The following is a 26,458-nucleotide window of genomic DNA, read 5'->3' on the forward strand; positions in this document are numbered from 1 at the left end:
TCTTGGTATGAAGAAGATACGAATTGTTGAATTGTTTGCTGGAGTTGGAGGATTTCGTCTTGGTCTTGATGCTGCAAGTAGAAAAGATTGCAAATATGAGGTTGTCTGGAGTAGCCAGTGGGAACCTGACGCTAAGATGCAGCACGCTTCCGGTATTTATGTTCACAAGTTTGGATCTAAAGGTCACTCATGTGAAGATATACGACAAGTAGTCGAGAAAAAATTTGAAGAAATAGTAGACCATGATTTGCTTGTTGGAGGTTTCCCGTGTCAGGATTATTCCGTTGCAAGGACATTGAGTCGAGCTGAAGGCTTGAAAGGAAAGAAGGGAGTTCTTTGGTGGTCGATATTTGATATTCTGAAGAAGAAGGGGAAAAAAGCTCCTCGATTTCTTATGTTGGAGAATGTTGATCGGTTGTTGAAATCGCCAGCATCACAGCGTGGACGCGATTTCGCAGTCATGCTTTCTTCTCTTGCTGACCTTGGTTATGCAGTTGAATGGCGGATTATAAATGCGGCAGAATATGGATTTCCGCAGAGGAGAAGACGCGTTTTTATTCTTGGGTATAAAAAGGGTACAAACCTGTATACAACAGTGAATTCTGAGAAAATGAAGTCAGATTGGTTGCAAAGTAATGGCGTTATAGCAAAGGCATTTCCTGTTGAGAAATCTACTAATAGTGCCCGTGAATTTCTTATTGAAGGAGATTTTGCTGAGGTGACAAAGAATTTTTCAGTCGGAGGTCCAGCGAAAAGTCCGTTTGAGAATTCCGGGCTGATGATTAATCGAAAAGTCTATACATTGAAGACGATTCCAAAGCAGTCGAAGCATAAGATTATTCTTGGAGATATAATTGAGACTGACGAGAAGAAGATTCCAGATGTCTTTTTTGTAGATGATAATGAGATAAAGGAATGGGAGTATTTGAAGGCAGGAAAAAAAGAACGACGAGAGACAAAGACTGGGCATGTATACCATTATTCGGAAGGGTCGATGATTTTCCCTGACTCATTAGAGAAACCATCACGTACAATCGTAACTGGTGAAGGAGGACGTTCCGCATCGAGGTTTAAGCATGTTATTAGAACAAACTCTGGGAGACTCCGCCGATTGATGCCAATAGAACTTGAGAGGCTCAATATGTTTCCTGATAATCACACGCGGTTTATGGGGGAAGGACTGGAAGTTTCTGATGTGAAGCGAGCGTTTATTATGGGAAACGCACTTGTTGTTGGTGTCATTAGAGAGCTTGGGAAGTCTCTTCGAAAAGCTATTGAAAAAGAATAAAGATGAAACACACTATATAAGTGGGCGAGAGCATTTATGGGAAAATTTTAACAAAAAAACTTATGAAAAAATATACGGGTGGGTGTCAGTGTGGGGTGGTGCGGTTTGAGATGGAGGTGGAGGATATCAAGGAGGTGCTCTCGTGCAATTGTTCGCGATGTGAGAAGGCGGGGTGGCTTTTGACCTTTCTCCCCAAGGCGCAATTCACGCTCCTCTCGGGAGAAGACAATCTGACAGAGTATCGCTTCGGCGACAAGAGTATCGCACATCTTTTTTGTAAGACCTGCGGGATTGAATCATTTGCGTATGGTTTGGGGACAGACGGTGTGGAGACGGTAGCTATCAATGTGCGGTGCGTGGATAATATGGATGTCGACTCTCTGACGGTGAAGAAATTCGACGGAAAGTCGTTGTAAAATTGAGAATGACACAGCATCTTTATGGAGACATTTTCCTTTCTCGGTATTGATTGGGGAGAGAAGAAGGTGGGAATAGCAATTGCGGATTCGGAGACGCGGATGGCATTTGCCCTTGCGACACTTCCGAATGATGCCCGACTCCTCGATGCACTTGGAGAGATTGTCGAGGCGCGCCTGGTACGGGAAGTCGTCATCGGCATTCCGTCTCATGTGAATCGCGAGCAAGTCGAGTATGGTGGGGAAAAGCTGGGTAAATTAATTGCCGACCGTTTCCACCTTCCTGTTCACTATGAAAATGAAATGTTCACGACCAAAATGGCGCGCGCCGAACTCATCGCCCGTGGCGTTCGTGGACACCTCGACGCCCAAGACGACCGCGAAGCCGCTCGTATCATCCTCGAGAGCTTCCTCGCGGGGAAGGGGAAATTGTGATACACTGGAAGTGTTCAGGGGTATAATTTCTCTTCCCTTTATTTTTTATGGAATCACAGCCTTTTGTTTCGGTCATTGTACCAGCGTACAAAGAAGGTGACCGTATCGGGACAACGCTTTTGGAAATCGGTAAGTACTTCAAACAGAAAGATCTCACCTATGAAATCCTCGTCGTAGTGGACGGGTCGCCGGACAATACGGCGGAAATTGCACGAAACTACGCGCTCCATATAGACAATATTCGTGTCATCGACAATCCGGAGAATCACGGCAAGGGGTATGTGGTTCGCCAGGGACTGCTTGAGGCGAAGGGGGAATATCGGCTCTTCATGGATGCTGATGGATCGACGGCGATTACGCATCTCGAGACATTTCTGCCGGCACTTGAGGCGGGGAATGATGTGGTGATTGGGTCGCGCGATATCGAAGGAGCATTTGTGCAGGTGCATCAGCCGCGGTATCGGGAAATCATGGGCGATATGGGTAACTGGGCGATCCGTATCGTGTTGGGGTTGTGGTCGTATCCGGATACGCAGTGCGGATTCAAGATACTCTCGGCGCGTGCCGCGGAAGCGATTGCGAGCCGTATGGTTGTCGACCGATTTGGCTTTGACTATGAGCTCATTATCTTGGCACACAAACTGGGATTTACCGTGAAACAATTGCCGGTTCGCTGGCTCAATGAAGAAGGGTCGACAGTGGGTGGACTCTTCGGCCCAAACGGTTTTATACAGGTGCTTATCGATCTCTTCAAGACAAAGTGGCGACTTATGACGGGTGTATACAAGATAGGAGAATATGTGTCGGATGAGAAGGTACAGGAAGGATAGTGTGAGGAAATGACAGGGTTGTAGATAGTGGGATACGAGATGTAAAACAAAATCGTGAACGAGGAACTTCAAAAAGAAATAGAGGTAAAATCCACGCCTCCTTCGGTGCCGTCGATTTCGGAATTGCGGCAAGATATTGTGACAGGGGACTGGGTGGTTATTGCGACGGGGCGCGCTAAGCGTCCGGATGAATTTGCGCATCATGACCACGAGTCGAATGATGTTGGTATCGAACACTGCCCCTTCGAGAATCCCGAGGCAACCGGGCAGGAGAAGGACGTTTTGATCTACTCTTCGGGAGATGACCAGTGGACGCTTCGGGTATTTCCAAACAAATATCCGGCTTTTTCGCGTGGCAAGGTGCCGCGACAAATCGGCGAGGGGCCGTATTTTTCGATGACGGGATCGGGATATCATGAGCTTTTCGTGACACGCGATCACTACAATCAATTGGCGACGATGGAAACGTGGCAGGTGGCGGAAGTGCTCGATGCCTATCAAGATCGATATCTCTCGCTCATGAAGAAAAAGAGCGTAAACTATATTCAGATATTTCATAATCACGGCAAATCTTCGGGCGCATCGCTTCCGCATCCGCACTCTCAGCTCATGGCGATACCGGTTATCTCGCCGTACCTGCAATTGGAATTGAAAGGCGCAGAGCTTTACTATCGAAGTACGCGAAAGAAAGTATATTCCGTGATGGCGGAATATGAACGCGAGACAAAGACGCGAGTCGTCTATGAAAATGATGCGTTCATTGCGTTTTGTCCCTTTGCCTCTCGGGCGGCATTTGAGGTGTGGGTAATGCCGAAGAAATCTTCGCCCTATTTCGAACGAATTGGCGATGAAGAAAAATTTTTTGCCGCGGAGGCGCTTCGTGCGGCACTTTTTTCGATTTATCGCGGACTTGGTGATCCGTCATACAACTTTTATATTCATACTGCGCCCTGTGATGGTTGTGACTATCCACACTATGGCTGGCATATCGAGATTCTCCCGAAGACATCCGTCTGGGCGGGATTCGAACTTTCGACCGGTATAGAAGTCTCTTCCCTCGAACCCGAAAAAGCAGCGGAGTATTTGCGAGCACAATTGTAATTCTATGCGATATCTGGTTGCCAATTTGAAAATGAAGCTGGTATCGAAGGAAGAAAATCTCGGGTATCTTTCGGCGCTGTCAGACGCTCTGAAGGGACGAAAGGAGAAAGATGTGTGTCTCGTGATATGTCCGTCATTTCCATTTCTCGGTGAATTTGGCAAAAAATTGCCGAAACAGACGGTGCTTGGTGCGCAGGATGTCGCCTCGGAAGAGAGTGGCGCCTATACGGGCGATGTATCACCCAAGTCTTTGTTCGATTGTGGCGTGACCTATGCGCTTGTGGGACACAGTGAGCGGCGGGACTATCATGGTGAAACAGATGCACTGGTTTCAAAGAAGCTGGTAACGTGCTTGCGAAACAATATACGACCGATACTGTGCGTCGGAGAAACGTTGGCAGAGCGTTCGACGGGGAAAACTTTTTCCATAATACGTCGACAGATTGAGTCGGCATGTGCCGGTATTTCTCCCGAAGAATTCAGGCGTGTTATGATAGCGTATGAACCGCGCTGGGCAATTGGTGCAGAACAGGTGCCTTCGTCGAATGAAATTTTGGAAGTAATCATTGCAATTCGTCGCACGCTTGTGGAAGTGTTCAACCGCGATATGGCGGATGTACTCCCGATTCTCTATGGTGGGTCGGTGTCGGCAGATCGAGCGGGTGATATCTTGCATACGTCTGGACTTGCCGGGGTGCTCGTTGGGCGGGAGGGATTGATACCACGGGAAATAGTGAAGATTCTGAATATGCTTTCGGATAATCCGGTAAATGAACGTCTATGATAGCCAATGTAAAAGATATTCTGACAAAGGCGAAAGAGGGGGGATATGCGGTTGGCGCATTCAACACAGTCAATCTTGAGACGACACACGCGATTCTTCATGCGGCATCCGAACTCCGCTCACCGGTTATCGTGCAAATGACAGAGAAAACGCTGGATTATGCTGGAGGACGGGCGATTTATCATCTCGTTCGTGATTTGGCAGAATGTTATTATTCGAATATTCCCGTCGGTATTCATCTCGATCATGGGAAGAGCTACGAATTGGTTGAGCGCGCGGTTGATATCGGCTTCACATCGGTGATGTATGATGGGTCGCGCAAGAAGTATATCGACAACGCCGCAATGACGAAGCGCGTTGTAGACCTTTGCCATAGTCGTGATGTGTGTGTGCAAGGCGAGCTTGGCAGTGTGCCGTATATTGGAGAAGCTTCCACGCAGACGATTGTATGGGAAGAGTATATGACTGATCCGGAAGAGGCGTGTCGATTTGTCGAAGAGACGGGAATTGATACCCTTGCTATTGCCATCGGAAATGCACATGGATTCTTCCCGGAGCGTCCCGAACCGGACTATGCGCGTCTCGAGAAACTCCGCAAATGCGTCCGCGTGCCGATTGTGCTTCATGGTGCGTCGGATTGGGATGGAAATCGAGTGACAAAAGTCATCGGTCTCGGTGTCTCATGTTTCAATGTTGATACGGCTATTCGGTTGAGTTTCTTGAGTCAACTCTCGCAAACGCTCGCAAGTGGCGATGAGACAGATATTCGCAAAGCACTTGGTGCGGCGCGACGCAGTGCCGAGGTAGCTGTGTGGAAGAAGATAGAGCAATTTGGCTCGGCGGGAAAGGCAGAAGGAGCATCGAAGAAACCAATCAGCAATGATATTCAACTCGAATCGACGGCGAATGATAGAGCGGAAGAATAACGAGGTGCGATTAAAAGAATAAAGAAAACACTATGAAACGAATTGCAATAAATGGCTTTGGACGAATTGGGCGAACGGCGTTTCGGATTCTTTCGGACCGTGAGGGAGTGGAAGTAGTCGCGGTGAATGATTTGTCAGATGCGGCGACACTCGCGCATCTCTTGAAACATGATACGGCGTTTCGCGCTTTTGCTCACGAAGTTTCTTCGAAAGAAAATGCGATTGTGGTAGATGGAAAGGAAATTCCTGTGATTTCTGAGCCGGACCCGGCAAAGCTTCCTTGGGGAGACATGAATGTGGATGTGGTGCTCGAATGCACGGGGCGATTTGTAAAGGGTGATGCGGCGGGAAAGCACATCACCGCGGGTGCCAAGAAAGTGATTCTCTCAGCGCCGGGGAAGGGTAGTGATATCCCGATGTATCTTATGGGCGTGAATGATGATACGTATCAGGGCGAGAAGGTTATCTCGAACGCGTCGTGTACGACGAATTGCTTGGCGCCGGTTGCGCAGGTGATACAGAAGACGTTTGGCATTGAGAAAGCAATGATGACCACGGTGCACTCATACACAGCCGATCAAAATTTGCAGGATGGCCCGCACAAGGATTTGCGACGAGCGCGTGCGGCGGCGCAGAATATCGTCCCGACGACAACGGGTGCTGCAATCGCTATTGGGGAAGTCGTTCCTGAAATACGAGGGAAATTTGATGGCTTGGCGATACGCGTTCCGACATCGGTTGTATCACTCACGGATTTTACCTTTGTACTGAGTCGTGATGTGACGGCGGAAGAAGTGAATGCGGCGCTGGAAGCTGCATCGAAGACGGATCGTTTCAAGGGAATCCTTGAAGTGACCAATGAACCATTGGTATCATCGGACTTTATTGGCAATCCGGCTTCATCGACGGTGGATCTTTCGCTTACCAAGGTAGTCGGTGGCAATCTCGTCAAAGTCGTTGCCTGGTATGACAATGAGTGGGGCTACTCCGAGCGACTTGTCGACATGACGCTCATGGTGTAAGAGTCTGACGAGCAAGACTGTTCTTCAGAAAAACAAGAGGCATTTGAAATTGGAGTGAGCTTGGCTAGAAAAACAAAAAAGACGTTGTATGTACGATATCATCATAAAAAACGGGGCAGTGCTCGACGGGACGGGTGCGCGTGAGTTTGCGGGCGATATCGGCATCAAGGAAGGCACGATTGTGACGATTGGAAATCTGAACGGTGAACAAGCCGAGAAGACGATTGACGCCAAGGGTTGCTATGTCGCGCCCGGATTTGTGGACATCAACAATCACTCGGATACCTATTGGCAGATATTTTTGAATCCCGACTTGGAAAGTCTTGTGCGACAGGGTATCACGACGATTGTTGGTGGGAATTGTGGCTCGTCTCTTGCGCCGCTCACGGATCAATCTATGCTGCAGTCCATTCAGAAATGGACGGATATTCGAAATCTCAATCTCAATTGGCTTTCGACGAATGAATTTCTGGATGAGGTTGGACGACGGGAGCTCTCGGTGAATTTTGCGACACTTTTGGGGCACGGGACACTTCGTCGCGGATTTGTCCATGATGAATCGCGACCGCTTCGAGCGGCGGAGCTTGCCGGCATGGAGAAGATGTTGAAACAGTCGATGCGTGAGGGATCGATAGGTATGTCTTTGGGACTTGCCTATGTGCATGGGCGACATGCGACAGAGCATGAGCTTTCGACGCTCGCAAAAATAGTCGGGAAATACAATGGATTCTGCACGGCGCACCTGCGTAGTGAAGGGAAAGAGCTTCCGGAAGCGATTGCGGAGGCAATCACGATGGCGAAACATTCCGGTGTCCGTCTCCATATCTCGCACCTCAAGGCGGTCGGGCGACGATACTGGGAGGCTATGGAACGCGCGCTCTATTTGCTTGACGCATCTGATTCCGAAGGAGTTGACGTGTCATTTGATATCTACCCGTATCGATCGACCGCAACCGTACTCTACACGATTCTCCCGACATGGATAACTGATGGTGGGAAGAAAATAATGTTCCAACGACTCCGCAGTCCTGCCATTCGGACGGAGGCGGTTCATGATCTCAGAGAAGAACATATCGACTATTCTTCAGCGGTACTCTCGCTCTCGTCGCTCAACAAGATGATTACTCGGACAAATGTGCTCGAGATGGCGCATGCAGAGGGAAAGACACCGGAAGACGTTATCTTTGATGTGCTTCTTGCTTCGGATGATCGCGCGATTGTTTCACTTGACGCACTCTCCGAAGAGAATATCGAAAAGGGACTTCGTCATCCATTTTCGATTGTGAGTACGAATGGTACGGGCTATCCGGTCGGATATGCCCAAACAGGCGAAGCTATTCACCCTCGATGTTTCGGTACGTTCCCGCGCGTCCTCTTTCGTTATGTGCGCGAGCGCAAACTTCTCAGTTGGGAAGAAGCGATTCACAAAATGACCGGCAAGCCAGCTGCAAAAGCGGGCATTGAGAAACGCGGCACGATTGCGGTTGGAAATCACGCTGATATCGTCGTGATTAACCCGAGTGAAGTCGAAGATCATGCAACATCAGAAAATCCCTATCAATACCCATCAGGAATCCCATTTGTTATTGTCAATGGTAAGATTGCAGTAGAAAGCGGAGAATACACTGGCAATCGATCCGGTACTGTACTCCGCCGCGAAAGCGGTTTCCTTGAACGATTTTGGTGATGTGCCTGCTATACTTTTTGTATTGCTCTACGCATGAGTCGCACCTAGTAGTGCGTCTTTTGTTTTCCCGTGGGAGAGTTCCTCGCTTGATAGGAGGGCACTTTGGAGGTATGGTTGAGGTGGTAGTGTGTTGACAATTGTACTATGTCTGAACGACCGAAAGCGACGAAATTTGTGTTTGATTCCTACGACTTTTCTCTCGAGGAGAGAAAAGCGTCTTTTGTGTATCGGATGGAATTTGAGAATCGGGAGCCAATGGTGTTTACTGATGCACTCCTTTTTCCGGGGTTGCCGGAAACAGTGGCTGCCTCAGAATCATTGATTGATGCGGTGCTGCAAGGAGTGCATATCGCTCTTGGTGTGAGTTACTACAAACTTTCGTGTCCGGAACATATCGAGGTGACCCATGCGCTTTCAGAGAAGCAAGCGAACTTTTGGAATACTGTCTATCGCAAAGGACTGGGTGAATTTTTCTTTCGAAATAATCTTGATCCGCGAGGGAGAATATCGTTTCCATATGATGCGACTCTCTCCCGGGGAAGCTATGGCGCTCATCCCGAAGACCGTGCGCTTCTCGGCATTGGTGGTGGCAAAGACTCCATCGTCGCCGGAGAACTCCTCAAAGAAATGAAGTATGAAACGACGGCATTTCTTTTTGAAACAGGGAGTCCGGTACCGCTCATTGAAAACGTCGTTGAGACGATGGGTATTCCAACAATGAAGGTGCAACACTTCCTTGATCCGCAGGTCTTTGATGGTTATGACGGGGCGTACAATGGGCATGTGCCTTTCTCGGCGCTCGTTGCATGGGTGGGATATCTTTCGGCGGTTCTCGGTGGATATCGATATGTCATTGTGGGAAATGAGCGGAGCAGTAATATCGGCAATGTCGAGTATCTCGGTGAAACAGTAAATCACCAATGGAGCAAGTCTCTTGAATTTGAGACGATGTTTCAGGAGTATTCGCGAGCATTTTTGTCGCCGGATATAACGTATTTTTCACTGCTTCGCCCGTTTTACGAAATTCGGATTGCAGAGATGTTTGCTTGTCATGAGAAATATTTTTCTTCTTTCTCAAGTTGCAATCGGAGTTTCAAAGTACACCAAAGGCGTTCGGAAACGCTCTGGTGTGGCGAGTGTGCGAAGTGTGCTTTTGTTTTTCTCTTACTCTCGGCATTTCTCGAAAAGCAGAACGTGCTGGAAATTTTCGGTAAGAATCTCCTTGATGATGAGTCTCTTCTCCCGCTCTTTGGCGATATTTTGGGCTTTGGTTCGATGAAGCCGTTTGACTGCGTGGGCACGGTTGAGGAGGCTCGTGCGGCACTCTTTCTTTCAAATGAACATTTCGGCGAGAGTCGCATTGCGAAAGAATTCCTTGTGAAGATTGAACATCCGGAATCGCTTGTTCGCGATGTAATGAAACTGCACTCGGCGCGGGCGGTTCCGGCGGATTTCCTCTTTTCGGGCGCGAAGAATGTGCTGATTCTCGGATATGGTCGAGAAGGGAAGGAGACCGAGCGTTATCTGAAGCAGTATAAACCACATCTTGATATCGGAATTGCGGACAAAAGTCTCGATGCTTCGTATCTCGACCAGCAGAAGGGCTATGATATCGCTGTCAGGACTCCCGGCATATCGAGGCGATTGGTGATGATTCCCTCTACGACAGCGACCAATATATTTTTTTCTCGCGTGCGAAATCTTACGATTGGTGTGACTGGGACAAAGGGTAAGAGTACGACGGCGTCTCTGATTGACTCTATTCTTCGTGTAGCAGGGAGGAAGTCGCGGCTCCTTGGGAATATCGGACAGCCGCTTCTCTCTGCGCTTCTTGCTCCGCTTGATCCAGAGACAGTCATCGTGGCAGAGCTGTCGAGTTACCAGCTTGAGGATATTCAGTATTCACCGCATATCGCGGTTGTACTCAATCTCTTCTCTGATCACATGGATTATCACGGAAATGTGGAATCCTATCATGAGGCAAAGCGAAACATCCTTCGGTTTCAAAATGAACGCGACTTCGCAGTGTACAACGGGCACGATGAAAAGCTTTCTGCGTGGGTGAGTCAGGGCAGTGCAAAGGCGATTCGTTTTGATATTCTAGAGAATGAGGTATACGAATCTTCGCTCTTGGGGACGCACAATGTAGAGAATATTCGTGCGGCGGTTGCAGTTGCGCATCTTCTCAATATTCACGAAGAAGCAATTCGAGAAGGTATACGGACATTTGTTCCGCTTCCGCATCGACTTGAACGTGTCGGCAAATTTCGGGGCGTCACGTTCTATGATGATGCAATTTCGACAACGCCGGAATCGACGCAAGCAGCGCTCGAAGCGATACCAAATGTTTCAACGATTTTCCTCGGTGGTGAAGATCGAGGCTATGATTTTTGTGGACTTGAACAAACGATTCGCGAATGTGGCGTGAAAAATATAGTTCTCTTTCCGGAGAGTGGAAAGCGAATACTTTCTTCAACTGACGGCGTCACTGTCCTTGAGACGAGAAGTATGGAAGAAGCAGTTCGTTTTGCCTATGAGAAGACACCAGCTGGTTCGACGTGTCTTCTTTCAACTGCTTCGCCAAGCTATTCTCTCTGGAAAAACTTCGAGCAAAAGGGTGATGAATTCCAACAATGGGTTCGAAAACTCGGCGAAGAGAAAGCCTTGTCGGATTGATTTCATGCTTCTCCGGTGATACACTGTACGGACGTGGGGAATTTCTTGACTGCGCCAAACACTATGAAAAACGACATTGCAAAACGCGCGCTGCTTGCGCATAAGAAACTTCAGGGGAAGATTGAGGTGGTTTCCAAGGTGAAGGTGACAAAGCCGGCTGATTTGAGCGTGTACTATTCTCCTGGAGTGGGTGCGGTATCATCGTATGTGGCAAAATTTCCGGGAAGGGCGCGGGATTATACGATTCGTCGTAATACGGTTGCTGTGGTATCTGACGGGTCGGCGGTTCTCGGGCTGGGAAACTTAGGACCAATCGGGGCGCTCCCTGTGATGGAAGGGAAGGCGATGCTTTTCAAAATATTTGCGGATGTGGACGCGTTCCCAATCGTACTCTCAACGCAAAATGTCGATGAGATTGTCGATACGGTTGTGCGTATCGCGCCTACCTTCGGCGGTATCAATCTCGAAGATATCGCCGCGCCGCGCTGCTTTGAAGTCGAATCACGACTGAGGAAATTGCTCGACATTCCAATTTTTCATGATGATCAGCATGGGACGGCCATGGTAGTTCTTGCAGGATTAATCAACGCGCTTAAGGTGGTGAAGAAAAATATTGCGACCGCGCGTGTGGTAATCGCCGGTGCCGGTGCCGCAGGGAACGCCATTGCGGAGCTCCTCCTTTTGGGAGGTGCTCGTGATATTATTATGATCGACAGCGAGGGCATTCTCTCTAAGACGCGTGATGATTTGAGTCCTCCTAAACAAGAGCTCCTTGTAAAGACAAATCCGCGAGATATCTCGGGAGGTCTCGACGAAGCCCTCGTCGACGCAGATGTGTTTATTGGCGTTTCCAAGGGAGGCACCGTGAGGCGAGCGCATGTTGCTTCGATGGCGGAGCGGAGTATTGTCTTTGCTCTTGCGAATCCCGTGCCGGAAATCATGCCAGACGAGGCAAAGAAAGCTGGTGCGCTCGTTGTTGCGACGGGTCGATCGGATTTTCCCAATCAGCTCAACAATGTCTTGGGATTTCCGGGAATATTTCGTGGTGCACTTGATCACGGCGTACAGGACATTACGAGTGAAATGCTCGTTGTGGCGGCAACAAAGCTTGCAAAACTTGTGACTACGCCAAAGCCGGACATGATTATTCCGTCGCCTTTTGATAAGCATGTTGTTCCAGCAGTTGCGAGTGCGATACGTGGCGGTTCGAAGAGAAAATGGAAGTAAGAACCTATTGATAAAGGCTATTTTTCCCGAAAAACAGTGCGAGAAGCATAGCCTTTTTCGAACATTAAGAACTTTTTTATGCACGATCTCATTATTATTGGAGCGGGTCCGGCGGGGCTCTCAGCGTCTATCTATGCATCACGCTACGGTATCAAGCACGTCATTCTCGGTGAGGTTGCCGGAGGGCTTCTCACGCAGACATTTGATGTGGGGAACTGGCTCGGAACAGAGGCAATAGGTGGACAAACCTTCGCTAATAATGCGGAGAAGCATGCGAGAAGCTATGGCGTCGAGATACTGCCGCTCACGGTGGAAAGTATAGTGAAACAAGGGGAGATTTTTGAAATCTCTGCTTCCGGAAAGTCATTTCAGGCAAAGACAGTACTCATTGCGACAGGGACGAAGCATCGCCACTTGGGCGTGCCAGGGGAGCAAGAATTTGCCGGGAAGGGCGTGTCGTTTTGTCCGACATGCGACGGATTCTTCTTCAAGGGGAAGCGCGTGGTCGTTGTCGGCGGAGGAGACAGTGCGACGGAAGCTGGCGTGTATCTCGCTGATCTGTGTTCAGATGTATTTGTGATTGTGCGAGAGAAATATATGATTGCGGAAAAGTTTTGGCAAGATCTTCTTCTCTCCAAGAAAAACGTGAAAGTGATTTTTGGAACGAATGTGAAAGAAATCCAAGGGAATGGAAAGATGGAAACGCTTCTGCTGGACGTTCCTTTTGAAGGGAGTGAAACACTTGCAGCTGATGGACTCTTTGTTGAGATTGGACTCTCACCGAATACGAAGCTCCTTGCTGATATTGGTGCGAAGCTCGATGAACATGGATATGCGGAGACACTGGCAGATCAGAGTGTTGGCGTTCCTGGTGTCTGGGCAGCGGGCGATATTACAACGAATTCCAATCGCTTCTGTCAAATTGTGACAGCTGCGTCCGAAGGCGCTGTCGCCGCCAAAAGTATCCTCGATCATCTTCAGCGACAAAGCGCAAAATAAGCAAATAAGCAAGAGAAAAATCCCGCAAGATGCGGGATTTTTTTGATGTGTCCCGAGAGGGAATCGAACCCCCATCCCTGGTTCCGAAGACCAGTGCTCTATCCGTTGAGCTATCGGGACAAATAGCAGTAAGTGCTTGATGCTGCTGTATCTGTTGTAAGGCATATTCGCCGGAGAGTCAAACTCATTCCTCGTATTCTTCCGGAATGTTACCCGGGCATGCTACAATTACAATCGGCAGTACGATTTTTTGAATTGAGAATATCGCGTATGCATATTCCAGATGGATTTCTGAATAACGGAGCGGCAGGGAGTCTCATGGGAGCGGCGGTTGCAGCAGTCGCTTTTGCAGTACGGAAGGTTCGATCGGCATTTCTCGAGAAAGTCCCTGTGCTTCGAGCGCGACTTGCAACATTTCCTGATTTTGGTGGAGAATCTGCTCTTGGGTTTCGGCGGCAATTGTCGGAAGGAGGCCAGGAGAAAATGTGGCGAATGGCATCTCTTGGAGCACTTGTCTTCTCGGCACAAATGATAAACTTCCCTATCGGCGACGGAACGTCTGGTCATATGCTAGGAGGGGTGCTTGTTGCATTGGTAGCAGGTCCTTTTGAAGCGTTGCTGGTTATGACTGCCGTACTCTCGATACAGGCTTTTGTCTTTGGAGATGGTGGAGTGCTTGCTCTTGGTGCGAATATTTTCAATATGGGCATCATAGGCGCGCTCGGTGGACATGCCTTTTTTCGCTTTCTCGCAAAAGGCAGGAATTTGAAGCTATACTTTTTGCGCAATGTGTTCGTGGCAGCATGGGTGTCAGTGATTGTTGCTTCGATTGCGGCGTCGATTGAGATAGCAATCTCTGGGACAAAGCCGCTCAACGCAGTGCTTCCTGCTATGACACTCGTGCACACTGCTATTGGATTTATGGAAGGTATCGTTACAGTGGGCATTCTCTCAGTATTGCTTCGTCGAGGGTTTGCATTGGATGTTCTGATGGAGGACGTATCTTCTCAAGAATATGAAAACGAAAACTCCAAAGAATAGCTGGAAAACTCTCGTTGTTATTTCAGGAGTGATTGGTGGTGCGCTCTCACTCTTTGCCTCTTCGGCTCCAGATGGACTGGAAAGAGTTGCTGCGTCACAAGGTTTTCTTGGAAAGGGCGTGACACTTCTCTCTGCACCACTTGCCGAATATACCGTGCCGGGAATTCATAGCACTCCTCTCGCGACAGCACTTGGGGGTATTTTTGGTGTAGGAATTGTCTTCGGTGTTCTTCTGTTTGCCGGGAAAGTTCTCTACGGTTCCCGATTGATACGGCAGAAATAGCTGCTTGAGGAGCGTTGAAAGATTTGTATGGGATATCTCCTTGCGAAGTCTCGATTCTTCTGAGAGAATTGCGAGAGTGGATTCTTGATACTTCTGACATCTGATATTGACTGTTATGGAACTTCGTGAATATATCCTTATATTTCGCCGGTATCGTGCGCTCTTTCTTGGGATAGTTGTATTCTTTGTAGTTGCGGGTCTTGCCTTCCAATTGCTCCAGCCGGTGCGTTTTGTGACAGAAATTACGATGAATGTTGCTCGCTCTGGCATTCGCGTGACGAGCGATTATTCGTATGATGATTTCTATCGTTTGCAGGCAGATGAACGATTTGCGGATACGGTGGTCAGATGGCTTGAGTCACCACGTATCGTGGGAGATATCGCTCGTGAATCCCGTGTGTCCGAGGGAATTTCTTTTGATGCTGGCAGACTTTCATCGCAAGTGATTCGTATCCGATATACGATGCGCGACGAAGCGGCAGCCAAGCGAATTGCAACCGCGATATTCACCGTGCTCAATCGAGAGACGGAGTCGCTCAATCAAAATCGATCGGAGGATGGGTGGTTTGCGCTTGTCGGCGAGACACCTGCGATAAGTGATGCACGTGTGAGTAGAGGAAGGATGTTTGCTCTCGCGTTTTCCTTGGGGGTATTCTTTGGATTTTTTGCCGTGTTGTTTCGATGGTATTGGGATGGTGCTTTGCCAACAAAAAGGAAGAAATGAACTGATGATTTCATGAAAATCGGGATTGATATTCGCTGTCTTATCGGAGGGAAACGGACGGGCGTTGAAGAATACACGTTGGAACTTTTGGAGCATCTCTTCGCAGTGGATTGCGAGAATGAGTATGTTTTGTTTTGGAGTGCCTGGGAACTTCCTGTGTGTCCTCTTGATTGGAATAGTCGTTTTTCCAATGTCCGACTTGTATCATTAAGAATTCCGAATAAGCTTCTCAATTTTTGCCTCTGGTATTTTCGTTTTCCATATCTCGATAGACTCATTGGTGGCGTCGATGTTTTTTTCATGCCAAATTTGAATTTTGCGGCGTTTTCCCGAAAAGTAAAGGTTGTGTTGACAGCCCATGATGTGTCATTTGAGAGATATCCGGAGACGTTTTCTTGGAAGCGGCGATTGTGGCATATGTTCGTGAATTTTCGTCATTTGGCACTTCGGGCGGAGAAGGTAATCGCGGTTTCGCAGTCGACGCGAGATGACCTTGTCGAAGCAATTGGCATTGCGCCGAAGTCTGTGACGGTTATACGAAGTGGCATATCAGAACGATTCTGCCAAATGAACAGGAATGACTCGATGCTTTCCGATGTGAAGCGTCGGTATGAGTTACCGTATCGATTCATTCTTTTTGTTGGTACGATTGAGCCTCGGAAAATATTCTCTCACTTGCGCGTGCTTTTGATTCGCTAGTCGAAAGCAAAGAGGCGTTTGACTATGATATGGTTATCGCCGGTACACATGGTTGGAAATGCGAAGGAATGCTCGAGGAAATCGATCGCTTGCCATCGCGCGCGCGGATTCATTTCACAGGGTTTGTCCGTGATGAGGACAAGCCAGCGCTCTACAATCTTTCGAGTCTGTTTGTCTACCCATCTCTCTATGAAGGATTTGGCTTTCCGCCACTCGAGGCGGCAGCGTGCGGCGTGCCAGTTATCACGTCGAATACCTCGTCTTTTCCTGAGACGATTGGTGAGGGCGCGATGATGATTGACCCCTTGCGCCCCGACGATCTTTCTCGCGCACTTCGAGAAGTTCTTCGAGATAAGACGCTTCGAGACATGCTTTCTCAGCAAGGTGAGATGTGCGCATCGAAGTTTCAGTGGAAAGACGCAGCTCGGAAGACGCTTGGCGTGTTTCGGGACGTGATTCGCCACCCGTAGGTAGAGAGTTGCCTCTTTTTGGGATATTGGGCTATAGTTGGGAGAGAATATTGCAAAATGTTTTTGTATGGATTTCTCTTTTTTTCTCTGCTTATGGAACAGGTTGTTTTTGGGATATCAGGTGAACCGGGTGCAGGGAAGGACACAGTGAAGGAATATCTCGTTGAACAGTACGGTGCAGAGAGTCTCGGATTTTCACTTATCCTGAAAGATATTCTCAATCGACTTTCGCTTCCTTTGGAGCGGGCAAATTACGCGTCACTTGGGGAAGCCCTTCGAAATTCATTTGGGGAAAATATCCTTGCAACCGTGCTTTCTCTTGATGTTTCTCGGATGTCGACGTCAGTAGTTGTTATTGATGGCATACGGAAATTTGGGGAGCTTGAAGAACTCCGGAAACTCAAAAATTTTAGATTCCTTTTTGTGGAGACAGATATGCATGTTCGGTATGAACGAGTGAAAGCGCGCGGAATCAAAGCTGATGATAAAGAGAAAACATTTGAGGAGTTTGTACGTGATCGTGAGCATGCTGCCGATCGAGAAGTGCGAAACTTGAAGAGCGAAGCCGATGCGGTAATTGAAAATAACGGTACTCTTGGAGAGTTGCATAGACACGTAGATGAGGTTGTGAGCGGTTTGTCTTAAAAATTCTGAAGAGACGCTTGTCTATGGATAGGGAATATGGGTTGAATTCAGATTGATTAAATGCGGCAGGAATCCATTTTTGTCTATATATACTGACATTTATTATTGACAAATTTTATTATATGAGATAGCGTACGAGATAGAAAAATAAAAGGTGTTCTCGGAATAATATTTGCACCTTCCCAATTCGTGTGTGCGCCGACAGTGGCGTTCTGCGTGGGAAGGTTTTTGTTTTCCAAAAATAAGATAGTTAGGAAAATAGGAAAAAACATTCTTTTGTTTCTTTGATACGCAGAACGTCATGGGGGCGTTCAAGAATAGCCCAAAGGGGCTTTGGAGAGATTAAAATGCGAATCATCATTTCGGTTCTTTTGTCCATGTGCTCGATGTGCTCGGTTGCTGCTTCCGGCAATTATTACGGTGGTATGCCGATGGATCCCGAAGCTTTTGCTGGTATGTACCCTGAATTGACGGAACCGGGGGAAATATTCACTGAAAAGCGGAGTGTCGCTTCAGGTGGGATTCCACCGATTACCTATCAGGTTGAGGGGCAGGCATCTGCATATGAAGCCGAAGAGCTACGGTGTACTTACGGCGGGCATCCATCGAGGGAGGATATTTCAAATATTCTTCCCAACGATCAAGGCTCTGTTGATCAGGCACTTTCTGACGGGTACTTGGTAGCAATCCTGCATTGTTTTAACGGTGACAAGATTGTTAGAATCAAGCCTGTGTATCAACGGATTGTCCTGAAATATACAACTGCCGCAAAGAAGCAGGAAGGGTTCTCTTTCACTGCTTCAACCTGGCCAACGCCAAACAGTTCTAATGCTGACGGGCACATGCTCGATATGGCGTATGTAATAGTGAAGCAGGAGGGAGATGGATATTCGCGAAGGCTGATTCATAATGGACACGAGGCGCTACTGAGTCAGTACCCTGATCCTGCCTTTAAAGCATACCCCAAGATGCAAGATATGTGCCAATCGCAATCGGAAATCTTTATGGTCATCTTTGGGCAGCAGCGGTATTTCCCTGGGAATACAGGGGACTCGTTTCTCTCGATGTTGGAGGAGATTTTGTTTTCCAATCCCTCCGATTATGGTGGGGATAAGAAAAAAGATGCGCCTCCTGTCAGGGTAGAGACATGCCTAGAAGGTTTATACAACCTCCTTGTGCCGGATTTTTTCGATAATGGCTAATCAAGCCGGTCAACCCAGTTTACATGATGGAAAGAACACCCCGTTCTTTCCATCATGACTTTTTGCCAAGGAAAAATTTTGTGCTAAGATAAGAGCTAAAGGGCTCTTTTTTCATTTCTCACTATGAAATACATTCCTGTTATTGGCATGGAGGTGCATGTCGAGCTCAAGACGAAGTCGAAGATGTTTTGCGGTTGTGCGAATGGTCAGGGACTTGAGAAAGAGTCGAATGTGCATGTGTGCCCTGTTTGTACGGCACAGCCTGGGACATTGCCGGTGCCAAATCGGACGGCAATTGAATATGTGCAGAAGGCGGGACTTGCCTTGGGTTGCACGCTTCGTCTCGAATCAAAATTCGATCGCAAGAACTATTTTTACCCCGATCTTCCCAAAGGATATCAGATATCACAGTATGACAAGCCGTTTTGTGAAGCAGGTGCACTTGTGATTAATGGGAAGACCTTTCGCATCACGCGCATTCACCTCGAAGAAGACACGGGGAAGCTTTCGCATGCTGCGGGCGGTATGACGCTTGTGGATTTCAATCGCGCCGGCGTGCCCTTGATGGAGCTTGTCACTGAGCCGGATTTCGAGAATGGGAAGGATGCACGCGCATTTTGTCAACGACTTCGGCAGATCCTTCGATATATCGGTATCTCCGATGCTGATATGGAGAAGGGGCAGATGAGGTGTGAAGTGAATATTTCCCTTTACGAGAAAGGGAAGGATCGTCTGAGTGGTACGAAAGTTGAGATTAAAAATCTGAATTCATTTCGGTCAGTCGAGCGTGCAGCAGACTACGAGATTGTTCGACAGACGGAAGCTTTGCAAGACGGAAAGAAAATTGTCCAAGAAACGCGCGGATGGGACGATGTGCGCGGTGTGACGGTATCGCAGCGTGCCAAGGAGTCAGCGCACGACTATCGCTATTTTCCCGAACCAGATATTCCGGCGCTTGTTTTTGATGAGGCATATGTCGAACATCTTCGTCGGAGTCTTCCTGAGCTTCCGGATGCGAAAGAATCTCGCTTTGTTGAGGAATATGGACTACCAAAGGCAGATGCGGTTGCTTTGGTGTCGGAGCGAGATATTGCGGACTATTTTGAGCGTGTTGCGAGTGAGCTCCTCGAGAAGAAGGCATCTGGAGAGGCGAAAAGCGAACCGAAGAGGCTTCTGAAGCTAGCAGCGAATTATTTTCTCACAGAAATAAAAAAGTTTCTTACGGAGAATGGCAGTGATATGCGAAGCGTTTTGGTGACAGCGGAAAATTATGCCGAATTTATTGCGCTCGTTGCGGACGGTGCAGTCAATTCGAGTGCTGCACAAACTGTACTCGCTGAAATGATGAAGGGTGGCGACAATGATCCGTTGCATATTATCGAGCGCTTGGGACTTGCGCAGACGAATGATGAAGACGCAATCGAGAAAATAGTGCTTGAAGTGATTGCGGCAAATGCGAAGTCTGTTGCTGATTACTCAAACGGGAAAGAAAATGCACTCCAGTTTCTCGTGGGGCAGGTGATGAAGCTCTCAAAAGGAAAAGCAAATCCCGAAATGGCGCGAGAGATGCTTCTAAAAAAGCTGAAACAATGAAGTTTGACAGAATTTTTCGAGAGTGTACAATAGTCTCTGATGAATCCGAAACGAAAAATCTGCGGAGGAGTTTTTTTGAAAGCGTGAAAATCGCCCCAATGGGGCGATTTTTTTTGTATCTTAACAATTTACCGTTTGGATTGAGGGTTTTTGAAGGTGTCGTAGGTGATTTGTCGGTTTGTTTTAGGAATGCTCATTCCTTTGTCTCTGCTTCAGGAGGTGCGTGATGTGTGAGGCGTATGGTCTGTGTCCGGCGGAGAGAAATATCGGAAATCCGTGTCTTTACCCCGATTTGCGAGAGATTGCCCTTGATTGCGGAGCGCCCTGCTGTAGTGCTGGAATATGTAATGTTTCAGCAAGTTTTCCGGCACCTACGGTTCATCGTCCTAGTGATGATGAAGCGAGAAGAGTATTTCTCCGTATGGCGTCGGCGTCGATTGAAGGAAGGAAGGTTCGAAATCTCTTGGATATGATTGTCTATGGTCAAATAATGATGAATCATGCCTTGTGACCACAGTTATGAACGAATATGAACGAACGTGTATGAATTGCGGAGTGCCCATTCTTGAATGTATGGGATTCGTGATGGCTGGAGATTTCTTTCTCGCTCTCCAGGCTCTGCAAAGGGGAGAGCGACTCCCAAAAATCCGGGAACGCTGTGGGAAGTGCGTGATGAAGATTTCCCTCTTCCCTCAATGAAGAAGTTGAATGTATAGATTTCGGAGGTGTCCTGTATGAGTTCTTTGTGTGAAGTGCGCGCGTTCCCTTTGGATTGGGAAACATTGTTTGCTGAAATATCCGAAGGTGCGCCATTGTTCGAGTTTCAGCCGGGCGTATGGTGGCATCCCGAGATAGACTGTCTGACATATCAAACGAGGGATTGTAGGTATGTCCTTGATTCTCTTGGATATCACTTCTCGGTTCTTCGGAGTAATGAGGGACAAATTGTCGGCGTATCCCTCGAGCCATTTCGGAGGTATATGTGGGAAATACGCAAGACATATCCCGGCATGGGAATTGATGGGAGAGACTTCCTCTTGTGGCCATTGATTCAGCTTATGACAGGTAAAATGGATCTGTTCCCGACTTGTTCGCGGAGGAAGGCATCTCGTCTCCTTCCGGTCATACGCGAATTTGTGGGTTGCGTGAAGGTTCCCTTCGCGCTCTTGCAAGACATGATGCTTTCGGAGAATGGGGAATATCGCCGCTGAATGAGTACGTGAACGTTTGGGGAAATTTTTGGAGCACATAAAAAACAAAGCTCGGACATACCGCGGTATGCCGAGCTGATTTTTTTGTTCCTTTCGAGGTCAAAGTCATTATTCGAAGGGAATCTTGACGAAAGCGCCGACACTCGATCGCGATGCTTTTACGGACAGTGTTGCTTCCCCGACAGGAATGGAAAGTGAAGGACGACTATTTGTGTATGCGGTTATTCTCAGTCCTCCGAAATCTATTTCTTTGTAGGGCATTGATGAACTTTCCGGTACGTTTCCCAGAAGACTGGGGAGGGAATTTTCTAACGGCTGATTGCGGAACAGTGGATCTGCATGTACTGGATGAGCGATAAACATCGAGAGTGTTACGAAGAGAGGAAATATTACCACTATTATGCATTTGGTCATGATGCACCTTCTTGAGTGTATTATTGGGAAGTACGAAGGAACTGTCTGTACGCTAGAGGGTTCATCTTGTATTGTCAAATGTCGTTTTTTTCATAAACTCGTTTGTTTCTTGAAATGCCTCTTCTGGTGTTTCGACACTGTGGAGTGAGGCGCCTTGGCGTTGCCATCTGCGAATCCAGGTTATTTGGCGTTTGGCGTAGTGAATGCTGTCGAAGAACAGTCGCTCTTTCATCTCGTTGAGAGAGAGTATCTTGCGGAGGAATCGCGAGATCCAGCGGTACTCGAGTCCGAAGGCATCGAGACGCTCCCATGAGACGCCTCTACTGTGGAGTTGCTCGACCTCGGCAATCATCCCTTGGTTGAACCGCGCTTCGAGGCGGGTCTGTATGCGCGCATCAAGAATGTCTTTCGGTGGGCAGAGGGCAATAAGGAGAGAATGTGGAATAGGGAATGGCGAAGGCGGAATTTTTGGTACGGTATTTCTTATACTTGATTCCTTATCTTGGTTTTGTGCGATTTCTATGGCGCGAACGAGTCGTCGCGGATTGTTTCGATCTATTGTTTCTGCACGTTCCGGATTGAGCTGCTCGAGCATTTCGAAGAGCTCTTCTCTTGTTTTCATGGCGAGCGCTTCGCGGAGTGCAGGGTCGGGTGAAATGTTGGGAAGCTTGTGGTTTTCGATGAGTGCTTGAATCCAAAATCCCGTGCCACCACAGAGTATCGGGAGTTTGTTTCGACCAACGATGTCTTTGAATGCCATGTGCGCATCGCGGATGAAGTGCGAGACATTGTAGTCGTCATTTGGATCGGCGATATCAAGAAGCCAGTGTCGCACTTGCGCTTGTTCTTCTTGTGTCACCTTGCCTGTCCCGATATCCATCCCGCGATACACCTGCCGACTATCGGCAGAGATGATTTCGCCATTCCATTTCTTCGCTATCTCAATCGCAAGTGAAGACTTGCCCGATGAGGTAGGTCCGAGAATGACGATGATTTTTGAAGAGTTAGACATATTTTATCTATTCTACGCCGATATTCGGAATGCTGTTCTTGAGAGTTTCAAGCGCTTCCGGTGTTGGTTCGATGGTGAAGGCGGTTTCTATCGTTCGTCCTCGGAGGTGGACGGAGATTTTTGAATTTCCGGATGGGAGAGTCTTGAGTGTTTCGACGAGGCGTTCGAGTGTTTTCTCGGTTGCGGTGTCATCGAGACGGACCGTGATTTTTCCTGGTGATGGCGCGTTTTCTTTTCCTGCTGTCTCGGTATCTGATGACTCTTTTTTCTCGGTTACTATTTCTGCTTGCTGTCCGTACTTTTTTCGCGTGAGGAGGGCGCGTTGCCAGGTTTCTATGTCTCTTAGTGAGAGGCGTTCGGCGCGCTCGACCATGATTTTGGGCGAGCCATCTTTGAGAGAAATCTTGCCAGTCACCATGACCATTTGCTCGGCGACCCAGAGGCTTTCGGTTTGCTCGGCGATGCGTGGGAAGACGACCGCTTCGATACGTCCAGTTGTGTCTTCGATGGTGGCGAAGAACATGGTTTTTTGGTCTTTCGTATATGCCTTGCGGAGTGCGGAGATGACACCGCCCACTTGAGTGACTTCGCCTTCGGGACGTTTCTCAACTTCGTGAACGGGGGTTGCGACTTCTGCGAGATATTCTTGGTAGTCACTTGCCGGATGGTCGCTCACATAAAGTCCGAGGAGCTCTTTTTCCCACTGGAGTTTCTCGTGCTTGGTGGCGACGGCGACGGGGGCGAGTCGGATAGCGCCTTTCTCGATGGGCATGTCACGAAAGAGGCTCATCGAGTGCGTTGTTTTGGTTCGTTCGCTGTTCTTTGAGTAGATTAGTATGGCGTCGATGCTTTCGAGGAGGCTCTTGCGTTCGCCGAAAGCGTCGAGTCCACCCACCTTGGCGAGCGCTTCGATGGACTTCTTGTTGAGGTCTTTGGTGCGAACGCGCTCGATAAAGTCAGTGAGGTCTTTGAACTTTCCGTGCGCTTTTCGTTCGCGGACGATTTCTTCGGTGACGGTTGCGCCGACGTTTTTCACGGCATTGAGTCCGAAGCGGATGCGTTCGATGCCATCGTCGCCACGAATAACGGCGAATTCCTCGAAGCTTTCATTGACTGATGGTGGTAATACTTCTATACCCATGTCGCGTGTCTCGGCGACTTCGATCGAGACGCGATCGGAATTGCTTTGGTCGCTCGTGAGGAGCGCTGCCATAAATTCCGCTGGATAATGCGCTTTGAGATAGGCGGTTTGGTAGCCGATCAGTCCATAGCAAGCCGCGTGGGAGCGGTTGAAGCCGTAGCCGGCGAAGGGTTCGATAAACGCAAAGACTTTTTCAGCGATGGTTTTTGCGATACCTTGTTTGATACATCCATCGATGAATTTTATTTTCTGCTCTTGAATGAGCTCGAGAATCTTTTTCCCCATCGCTTTTCGGAGCACATCTGCTTCGCCGAGCGTGAATCCGGCGAGGTCTTGTGCGATGCGCATGACCTGTTCCTGGTAGACAGCGACGCCGTAGCTTGTGCCAAGTATGGGTTCGAGTTTTGGGTGGAGGTATTGGACGGTTTTTGTGCCGTGCTTGCCGGCGATAAAGTCGGGAATCCAGTCCATAGGACCGGGTCGGTAGAGGGCGACCATGGCGATGATGTCTTCGAGGATGGTTGGCTTCAACTGTTTGAGATAGCGCTTCATGCCGTTTGATTCGAGCTGGAATACGCCGGTCGTATGCGCTTTCTGAAGAAGGGAGAACGTCGCTTCGTCGTCGAGCGGGAGTTTGTCCATGATGTCGGCGGTTGAAGCGTGCTCCGGATCGAGCCCAAGCTTCTCGGCAAGAGCATCGAGTTTGCCGAGCGCTTTCAAAATACGGATAGTGTCCTGGATGATGGTGAGGTTTTTGAGGCCGAGGAAGTCTACTTTGAGGAGACCAATTTTTTCGATGTAGCTCGACTTAGTAGAAGAGGAATATTGTGTGACAATGCCTTCTTTTGATCCGGAGATATTCTGGATGGGAGTATATTTGGTGACGGGATTCTTGGTGATGACGACGCCACAGGCATGCATGGACGCGTGTCTTGCGAGTCCTTCGAGTTTTTTGGCGGCGTCGATGAGTCGCTTTGCGTCAGAGTTGCTCTCGTAGAGCGCTTTGAAGTCGGGAGCCTCTTGAAGCGCTTTCTCCATTGAATGAAACTGTGGAATGAGTTTGGCAACTGTGTCGCAGAGACTATAGGAAAGTCCGAGAGCTCGACCCGTATCGCGAATCGCGGCGCGTGCTGCCATGGTTCCAAAAGTGATGATTTGTGCGACATGGTCGTTTCCATATTTCTTCCGCACGTAGTTGAGAACGTTGTCGCGGCGATTGTCGGCGAAGTCCATGTCGACATCGGGCATGGAAATGCGCTCTGGATTGAGGAATCTCTCAAAGAGCAAATGATATTTGATCGGGTCCATGTTGGTAATGCCGGTCAGATAGGCAACGAAACTTCCGGCAGCGCTTCCTCTGCCGGGTCCCACGACGATGCCCTCGCGCTTTGCCCAATTGACAAAGTCTTGAACAATTAAGAAGTAGGAAGCGAATCCGGTTTTCTCGATAACGCCGAGCTCGTACTCCATACGCGTGCGATGCTCATCGGTAATGTCGGTGCCAAAATGCTTGGTGAGTCCCATTTCGCAGAGTTCGCGCAGATAGACTTCGGGCGATTTGTTGTCTGGCACATCGAAGTGGGGGAGTTGTGTTTCTCCAAGTTTGATAGTGACATTGCAGCGGTCGGCAATTTTCCCAGCATTTTCAATCGCCTCAGGAATATCTTTGAAGAATGTTGCCATGTCTTCGGGTGAGCGGAGTGAGAGGTCGAGGTGGCGAAGTGAGAAGCGGTTCTCGTCGGTTACTTTTTTGTTATCGCGAATGCAGAGGAGAATATCTTGCAAATCGCTATCTTCGGGGCGAACATAGTGTACGTCACTCGCGGCGACGAGCGGGATACCCGTTTCTCGAGATATTTGAACGAGACCAGCATTGGCAATGATTTGGTTTTCGTAGTCACTGTGAGGTTGAAGTTCGAGGAAGAAATTGCCTTTGCCAAAAATATCTTCGTAGCCGAGGGCGGCTTCGCGTGCGCGTTCTTCGCTTCCTGCAATGATGAGAGAGGGTACTTCGCCGGTCACTGATCCAGAGAGGGCGATGAGCCCTTCATGATATTTCCGCAAGAGATCCTTGTCGACGCGTGCTTTGTAGTAGAAGCCCTCGATATGTGACTCGGAGATGATTTCCATCAGGTTTTGATAGCCGGTCTGCGTCTCGGCAAGGAGTACGAGATTGGAACGGCGTCGATCTTCGATGGAGACACGGCTGTGCATATTTGCCGTCACATAAATCTCCGCACCGATAATTGGTTTCATATGTCGCTCCTTTGCTTTGATCGAGAGCTCGACGGCGCCGTAGAGCGCTGTGTAGTCGGTGATGGCAAGCGCGGTCATGCCGAGTTCCTGGGCGCGATCAAGGAGTGCATCGATCTTGGCGGGCGCCGTGAGGAGGCTGTAGTGCGAATGGACGTGGAGGTGAGCGAAAGGCATTGTGAATCTATTAGAGTCTATGAGGAAAGCAGGAGAGGTTGTTTTTTAGCGGGTTCCTGGAAACGAAAGAGAAATCGAAACTTTTGATGTATAGGAATCTTACCGTACCCGAAGAAGAGAGGGAAGTCTTGACAGAATTTCCCCCACAAGAAGTTTCCATGCTATACTTCTCACAGTATCTTCTTTCATTTGTTTCCTTTCG

Annotated in this window: 25 protein-coding genes and 1 tRNA gene; 22 read left to right on the top strand and 4 right to left on the bottom strand. The window is 48.6% G+C overall.

From position 1 onward, the window contains the following. Positions 1 to 7 precede the first annotated feature (7 nt). The 12 genes from dcm (at position 8) to IPJ67_01350 (ending at position 13,391) form a co-directional block, all read left to right on the top strand. Positions 8 to 1,288: a DNA (cytosine-5-)-methyltransferase gene (gene dcm / locus IPJ67_01295; protein QQR77767.1), complete on the top strand. Its 1,281-nt coding sequence runs from the start codon at positions 8 to 10 to the stop codon at positions 1,286 to 1,288. Between the two features lie 62 nt (positions 1,289 to 1,350). Beyond that, complete coding sequence (locus tag IPJ67_01300) at positions 1,351 to 1,704, top strand: GFA family protein (GenBank protein ID QQR77768.1); 354 nt, start codon at positions 1,351 to 1,353, stop codon at positions 1,702 to 1,704. A 24-nt stretch (positions 1,705 to 1,728) separates the two neighbouring features. Beyond that, positions 1,729 to 2,139 carry a Holliday junction resolvase RuvX gene (gene ruvX, locus IPJ67_01305; GenBank protein ID QQR77769.1) on the top strand — a complete coding sequence of 137 codons (411 nt, stop codon included), beginning with the start codon at positions 1,729 to 1,731 and terminating at the stop codon, positions 2,137 to 2,139. 47 nt (positions 2,140 to 2,186) lie between these two features. Then, positions 2,187 to 2,969: a glycosyltransferase family 2 protein gene (locus IPJ67_01310; protein ID QQR77770.1), complete on the top strand. Its 783-nt coding sequence runs from the start codon at positions 2,187 to 2,189 to the stop codon at positions 2,967 to 2,969. 54 nt (positions 2,970 to 3,023) lie between these two features. Next, positions 3,024 to 4,070 (top strand): DUF4921 family protein, encoded by a 1,047-nt coding sequence (locus IPJ67_01315; protein QQR77771.1) that lies wholly within the window; start codon positions 3,024 to 3,026, stop codon positions 4,068 to 4,070. Between the two features lie 4 nt (positions 4,071 to 4,074). After that, the gene (gene tpiA / locus IPJ67_01320) at positions 4,075 to 4,854 is read left to right on the top strand and encodes a triose-phosphate isomerase (GenBank protein QQR77772.1); all 780 of its coding nucleotides are present in this window, start codon (positions 4,075 to 4,077) and stop codon (positions 4,852 to 4,854) included. Continuing rightward, positions 4,851 to 5,780, top strand: coding sequence for a class II fructose-bisphosphate aldolase (locus tag IPJ67_01325; GenBank protein QQR77773.1), 930 nt, complete (start codon positions 4,851 to 4,853; stop codon positions 5,778 to 5,780). The genes tpiA and IPJ67_01325 overlap by 4 nt, the downstream gene beginning before the upstream one ends. Before the next feature lie 32 nt (positions 5,781 to 5,812). Continuing rightward, positions 5,813 to 6,802: a type I glyceraldehyde-3-phosphate dehydrogenase gene (gene gap / locus IPJ67_01330; protein QQR77774.1), complete on the top strand. Its 990-nt coding sequence runs from the start codon at positions 5,813 to 5,815 to the stop codon at positions 6,800 to 6,802. Positions 6,803 to 6,890: 88 nt separating this feature from the next. Further along, positions 6,891 to 8,489: a D-aminoacylase gene (locus tag IPJ67_01335; protein ID QQR77775.1), complete on the top strand. Its 1,599-nt coding sequence runs from the start codon at positions 6,891 to 6,893 to the stop codon at positions 8,487 to 8,489. A gap of 144 nt (positions 8,490 to 8,633) precedes the next feature. Further along, entirely contained in the window at positions 8,634 to 11,165 is a 2,532-nt protein-coding gene (gene murD, locus IPJ67_01340; GenBank protein QQR77776.1) for a UDP-N-acetylmuramoyl-L-alanine--D-glutamate ligase, read from the top strand. A 63-nt stretch (positions 11,166 to 11,228) separates the two neighbouring features. After that, positions 11,229 to 12,392, top strand: coding sequence for an NADP-dependent malic enzyme (locus IPJ67_01345; protein QQR77777.1), 1,164 nt, complete (start codon positions 11,229 to 11,231; stop codon positions 12,390 to 12,392). Positions 12,393 to 12,470: 78 nt separating this feature from the next. Beyond that, the gene (locus tag IPJ67_01350) at positions 12,471 to 13,391 is read left to right on the top strand and encodes an NAD(P)/FAD-dependent oxidoreductase (protein QQR77778.1); all 921 of its coding nucleotides are present in this window, start codon (positions 12,471 to 12,473) and stop codon (positions 13,389 to 13,391) included. A 48-nt stretch (positions 13,392 to 13,439) separates the two neighbouring features. Here the strand turns inward: IPJ67_01350 and IPJ67_01355 are convergent. After that, positions 13,440 to 13,511 (bottom strand) — tRNA-Arg (locus IPJ67_01355). Between the two features lie 150 nt (positions 13,512 to 13,661). On the opposite strand from IPJ67_01355, the gene IPJ67_01360 reads away from it, so the two are divergent. From IPJ67_01360 to IPJ67_01405, 10 genes are all read left to right on the top strand, one after another. Beyond that, positions 13,662 to 14,432: an energy-coupling factor ABC transporter permease gene (locus tag IPJ67_01360; GenBank protein ID QQR77779.1), complete on the top strand. Its 771-nt coding sequence runs from the start codon at positions 13,662 to 13,664 to the stop codon at positions 14,430 to 14,432. Continuing rightward, positions 14,407 to 14,715 (top strand): PDGLE domain-containing protein, encoded by a 309-nt coding sequence (locus tag IPJ67_01365; GenBank protein QQR77780.1) that lies wholly within the window; start codon positions 14,407 to 14,409, stop codon positions 14,713 to 14,715. The genes IPJ67_01360 and IPJ67_01365 overlap by 26 nt, the downstream gene beginning before the upstream one ends. A 115-nt stretch (positions 14,716 to 14,830) precedes the next feature. After that, positions 14,831 to 15,439, top strand: a complete 609-nt coding sequence (locus IPJ67_01370; protein QQR77781.1) for a hypothetical protein — start codon at positions 14,831 to 14,833, stop codon at positions 15,437 to 15,439. Between the two features lie 12 nt (positions 15,440 to 15,451). After that, positions 15,452 to 16,138, top strand: coding sequence for a glycosyltransferase (locus IPJ67_01375; GenBank protein QQR77782.1), 687 nt, complete (start codon positions 15,452 to 15,454; stop codon positions 16,136 to 16,138). After that, positions 16,105 to 16,608, top strand: a complete 504-nt coding sequence (locus tag IPJ67_01380; protein QQR78025.1) for a glycosyltransferase family 4 protein — start codon at positions 16,105 to 16,107, stop codon at positions 16,606 to 16,608. The genes IPJ67_01375 and IPJ67_01380 overlap by 34 nt, the downstream gene beginning before the upstream one ends. A 93-nt stretch (positions 16,609 to 16,701) precedes the next feature. Continuing rightward, positions 16,702 to 17,253 carry an AAA family ATPase gene (locus IPJ67_01385; protein ID QQR77783.1) on the top strand — a complete coding sequence of 184 codons (552 nt, stop codon included), beginning with the start codon at positions 16,702 to 16,704 and terminating at the stop codon, positions 17,251 to 17,253. A gap of 347 nt (positions 17,254 to 17,600) precedes the next feature. Further along, entirely contained in the window at positions 17,601 to 18,455 is an 855-nt protein-coding gene (locus IPJ67_01390) for a hypothetical protein (GenBank protein ID QQR77784.1), read from the top strand. Positions 18,456 to 18,578: 123 nt separating this feature from the next. Beyond that, entirely contained in the window at positions 18,579 to 20,048 is a 1,470-nt protein-coding gene (gene gatB, locus IPJ67_01395; GenBank protein QQR77785.1) for an Asp-tRNA(Asn)/Glu-tRNA(Gln) amidotransferase subunit GatB, read from the top strand. 226 nt (positions 20,049 to 20,274) lie between these two features. Further along, on the top strand, positions 20,275 to 20,559 hold the full coding sequence (locus IPJ67_01400; GenBank protein ID QQR77786.1) for a hypothetical protein: 285 nt from the start codon (positions 20,275 to 20,277) through the stop codon (positions 20,557 to 20,559). Positions 20,560 to 20,782: 223 nt separating this feature from the next. After that, entirely contained in the window at positions 20,783 to 21,259 is a 477-nt protein-coding gene (locus IPJ67_01405) for a hypothetical protein (protein QQR77787.1), read from the top strand. Positions 21,260 to 21,367: 108 nt separating this feature from the next. Here the strand turns inward: IPJ67_01405 and IPJ67_01410 are convergent, their stop codons facing one another. The 3 genes from IPJ67_01410 to IPJ67_01420 form a co-directional block, all read right to left on the bottom strand. After that, positions 21,368 to 21,673, bottom strand: coding sequence for a hypothetical protein (locus IPJ67_01410; GenBank protein ID QQR77788.1), 306 nt, complete (start codon positions 21,671 to 21,673; stop codon positions 21,368 to 21,370). A 61-nt stretch (positions 21,674 to 21,734) separates the two neighbouring features. Then, a complete protein-coding gene (gene miaA, locus IPJ67_01415) occupies positions 21,735 to 22,685 on the bottom strand; it encodes a tRNA (adenosine(37)-N6)-dimethylallyltransferase MiaA (GenBank protein QQR77789.1) in 951 nt (316 codons plus the stop codon). Positions 22,686 to 22,692: 7 nt separating this feature from the next. Further along, the gene (locus tag IPJ67_01420; protein ID QQR77790.1) at positions 22,693 to 26,256 is read right to left on the bottom strand and encodes a DNA polymerase III subunit alpha; all 3,564 of its coding nucleotides are present in this window, start codon (positions 26,254 to 26,256) and stop codon (positions 22,693 to 22,695) included. Between the last annotated feature and the right edge of the window lie 202 nt (positions 26,257 to 26,458).

This window comes from Candidatus Moraniibacteriota bacterium (assembly GCA_016699385.1).
Taxonomy (GTDB): Bacteria; Patescibacteriota; Minisyncoccia; order Moranbacterales; family UBA1568.

Bases quoted from the DNA above. Each gene is read 5' to 3' on its own strand.
- dcm (QQR77767.1), top strand. From the start codon at position 8: ATGAAGAAGATACGAATTGTTGAATTGTTTGCTGGAGTTGGAGGATTT.
- IPJ67_01300 (QQR77768.1), top strand. From the start codon at position 1,351: ATGAAAAAATATACGGGTGGGTGTCAGTGTGGGGTGGTGCGGTTTGAG.
- ruvX (QQR77769.1), top strand. From the start codon at position 1,729: ATGGAGACATTTTCCTTTCTCGGTATTGATTGGGGAGAGAAGAAGGTG.
- IPJ67_01310 (QQR77770.1), top strand. From the start codon at position 2,187: ATGGAATCACAGCCTTTTGTTTCGGTCATTGTACCAGCGTACAAAGAA.
- tpiA (QQR77772.1), top strand. From the start codon at position 4,075: ATGCGATATCTGGTTGCCAATTTGAAAATGAAGCTGGTATCGAAGGAA.
- IPJ67_01325 (QQR77773.1), top strand. From the start codon at position 4,851: ATGATAGCCAATGTAAAAGATATTCTGACAAAGGCGAAAGAGGGGGGA.
- gap (QQR77774.1), top strand. From the start codon at position 5,813: ATGAAACGAATTGCAATAAATGGCTTTGGACGAATTGGGCGAACGGCG.
- IPJ67_01335 (QQR77775.1), top strand. From the start codon at position 6,891: ATGTACGATATCATCATAAAAAACGGGGCAGTGCTCGACGGGACGGGT.
- murD (QQR77776.1), top strand. From the start codon at position 8,634: ATGTCTGAACGACCGAAAGCGACGAAATTTGTGTTTGATTCCTACGAC.
- IPJ67_01345 (QQR77777.1), top strand. From the start codon at position 11,229: ATGAAAAACGACATTGCAAAACGCGCGCTGCTTGCGCATAAGAAACTT.
- IPJ67_01350 (QQR77778.1), top strand. From the start codon at position 12,471: ATGCACGATCTCATTATTATTGGAGCGGGTCCGGCGGGGCTCTCAGCG.
- IPJ67_01360 (QQR77779.1), top strand. From the start codon at position 13,662: ATGCATATTCCAGATGGATTTCTGAATAACGGAGCGGCAGGGAGTCTC.
- IPJ67_01365 (QQR77780.1), top strand. From the start codon at position 14,407: ATGAAAACGAAAACTCCAAAGAATAGCTGGAAAACTCTCGTTGTTATT.
- IPJ67_01370 (QQR77781.1), top strand. From the start codon at position 14,831: ATGGAACTTCGTGAATATATCCTTATATTTCGCCGGTATCGTGCGCTC.
- IPJ67_01375 (QQR77782.1), top strand. From the start codon at position 15,452: ATGAAAATCGGGATTGATATTCGCTGTCTTATCGGAGGGAAACGGACG.
- IPJ67_01385 (QQR77783.1), top strand. From the start codon at position 16,702: ATGGAACAGGTTGTTTTTGGGATATCAGGTGAACCGGGTGCAGGGAAG.
- IPJ67_01390 (QQR77784.1), top strand. From the start codon at position 17,601: ATGCGAATCATCATTTCGGTTCTTTTGTCCATGTGCTCGATGTGCTCG.
- gatB (QQR77785.1), top strand. From the start codon at position 18,579: ATGAAATACATTCCTGTTATTGGCATGGAGGTGCATGTCGAGCTCAAG.
- IPJ67_01400 (QQR77786.1), top strand. From the start codon at position 20,275: ATGTGTGAGGCGTATGGTCTGTGTCCGGCGGAGAGAAATATCGGAAAT.
- IPJ67_01405 (QQR77787.1), top strand. From the start codon at position 20,783: ATGAGTTCTTTGTGTGAAGTGCGCGCGTTCCCTTTGGATTGGGAAACA.
- IPJ67_01410 (QQR77788.1), bottom strand. From the start codon at position 21,673: ATGACCAAATGCATAATAGTGGTAATATTTCCTCTCTTCGTAACACTC.
- miaA (QQR77789.1), bottom strand. From the start codon at position 22,685: ATGTCTAACTCTTCAAAAATCATCGTCATTCTCGGACCTACCTCATCG.
- IPJ67_01420 (QQR77790.1), bottom strand. From the start codon at position 26,256: ATGCCTTTCGCTCACCTCCACGTCCATTCGCACTACAGCCTCCTCACG.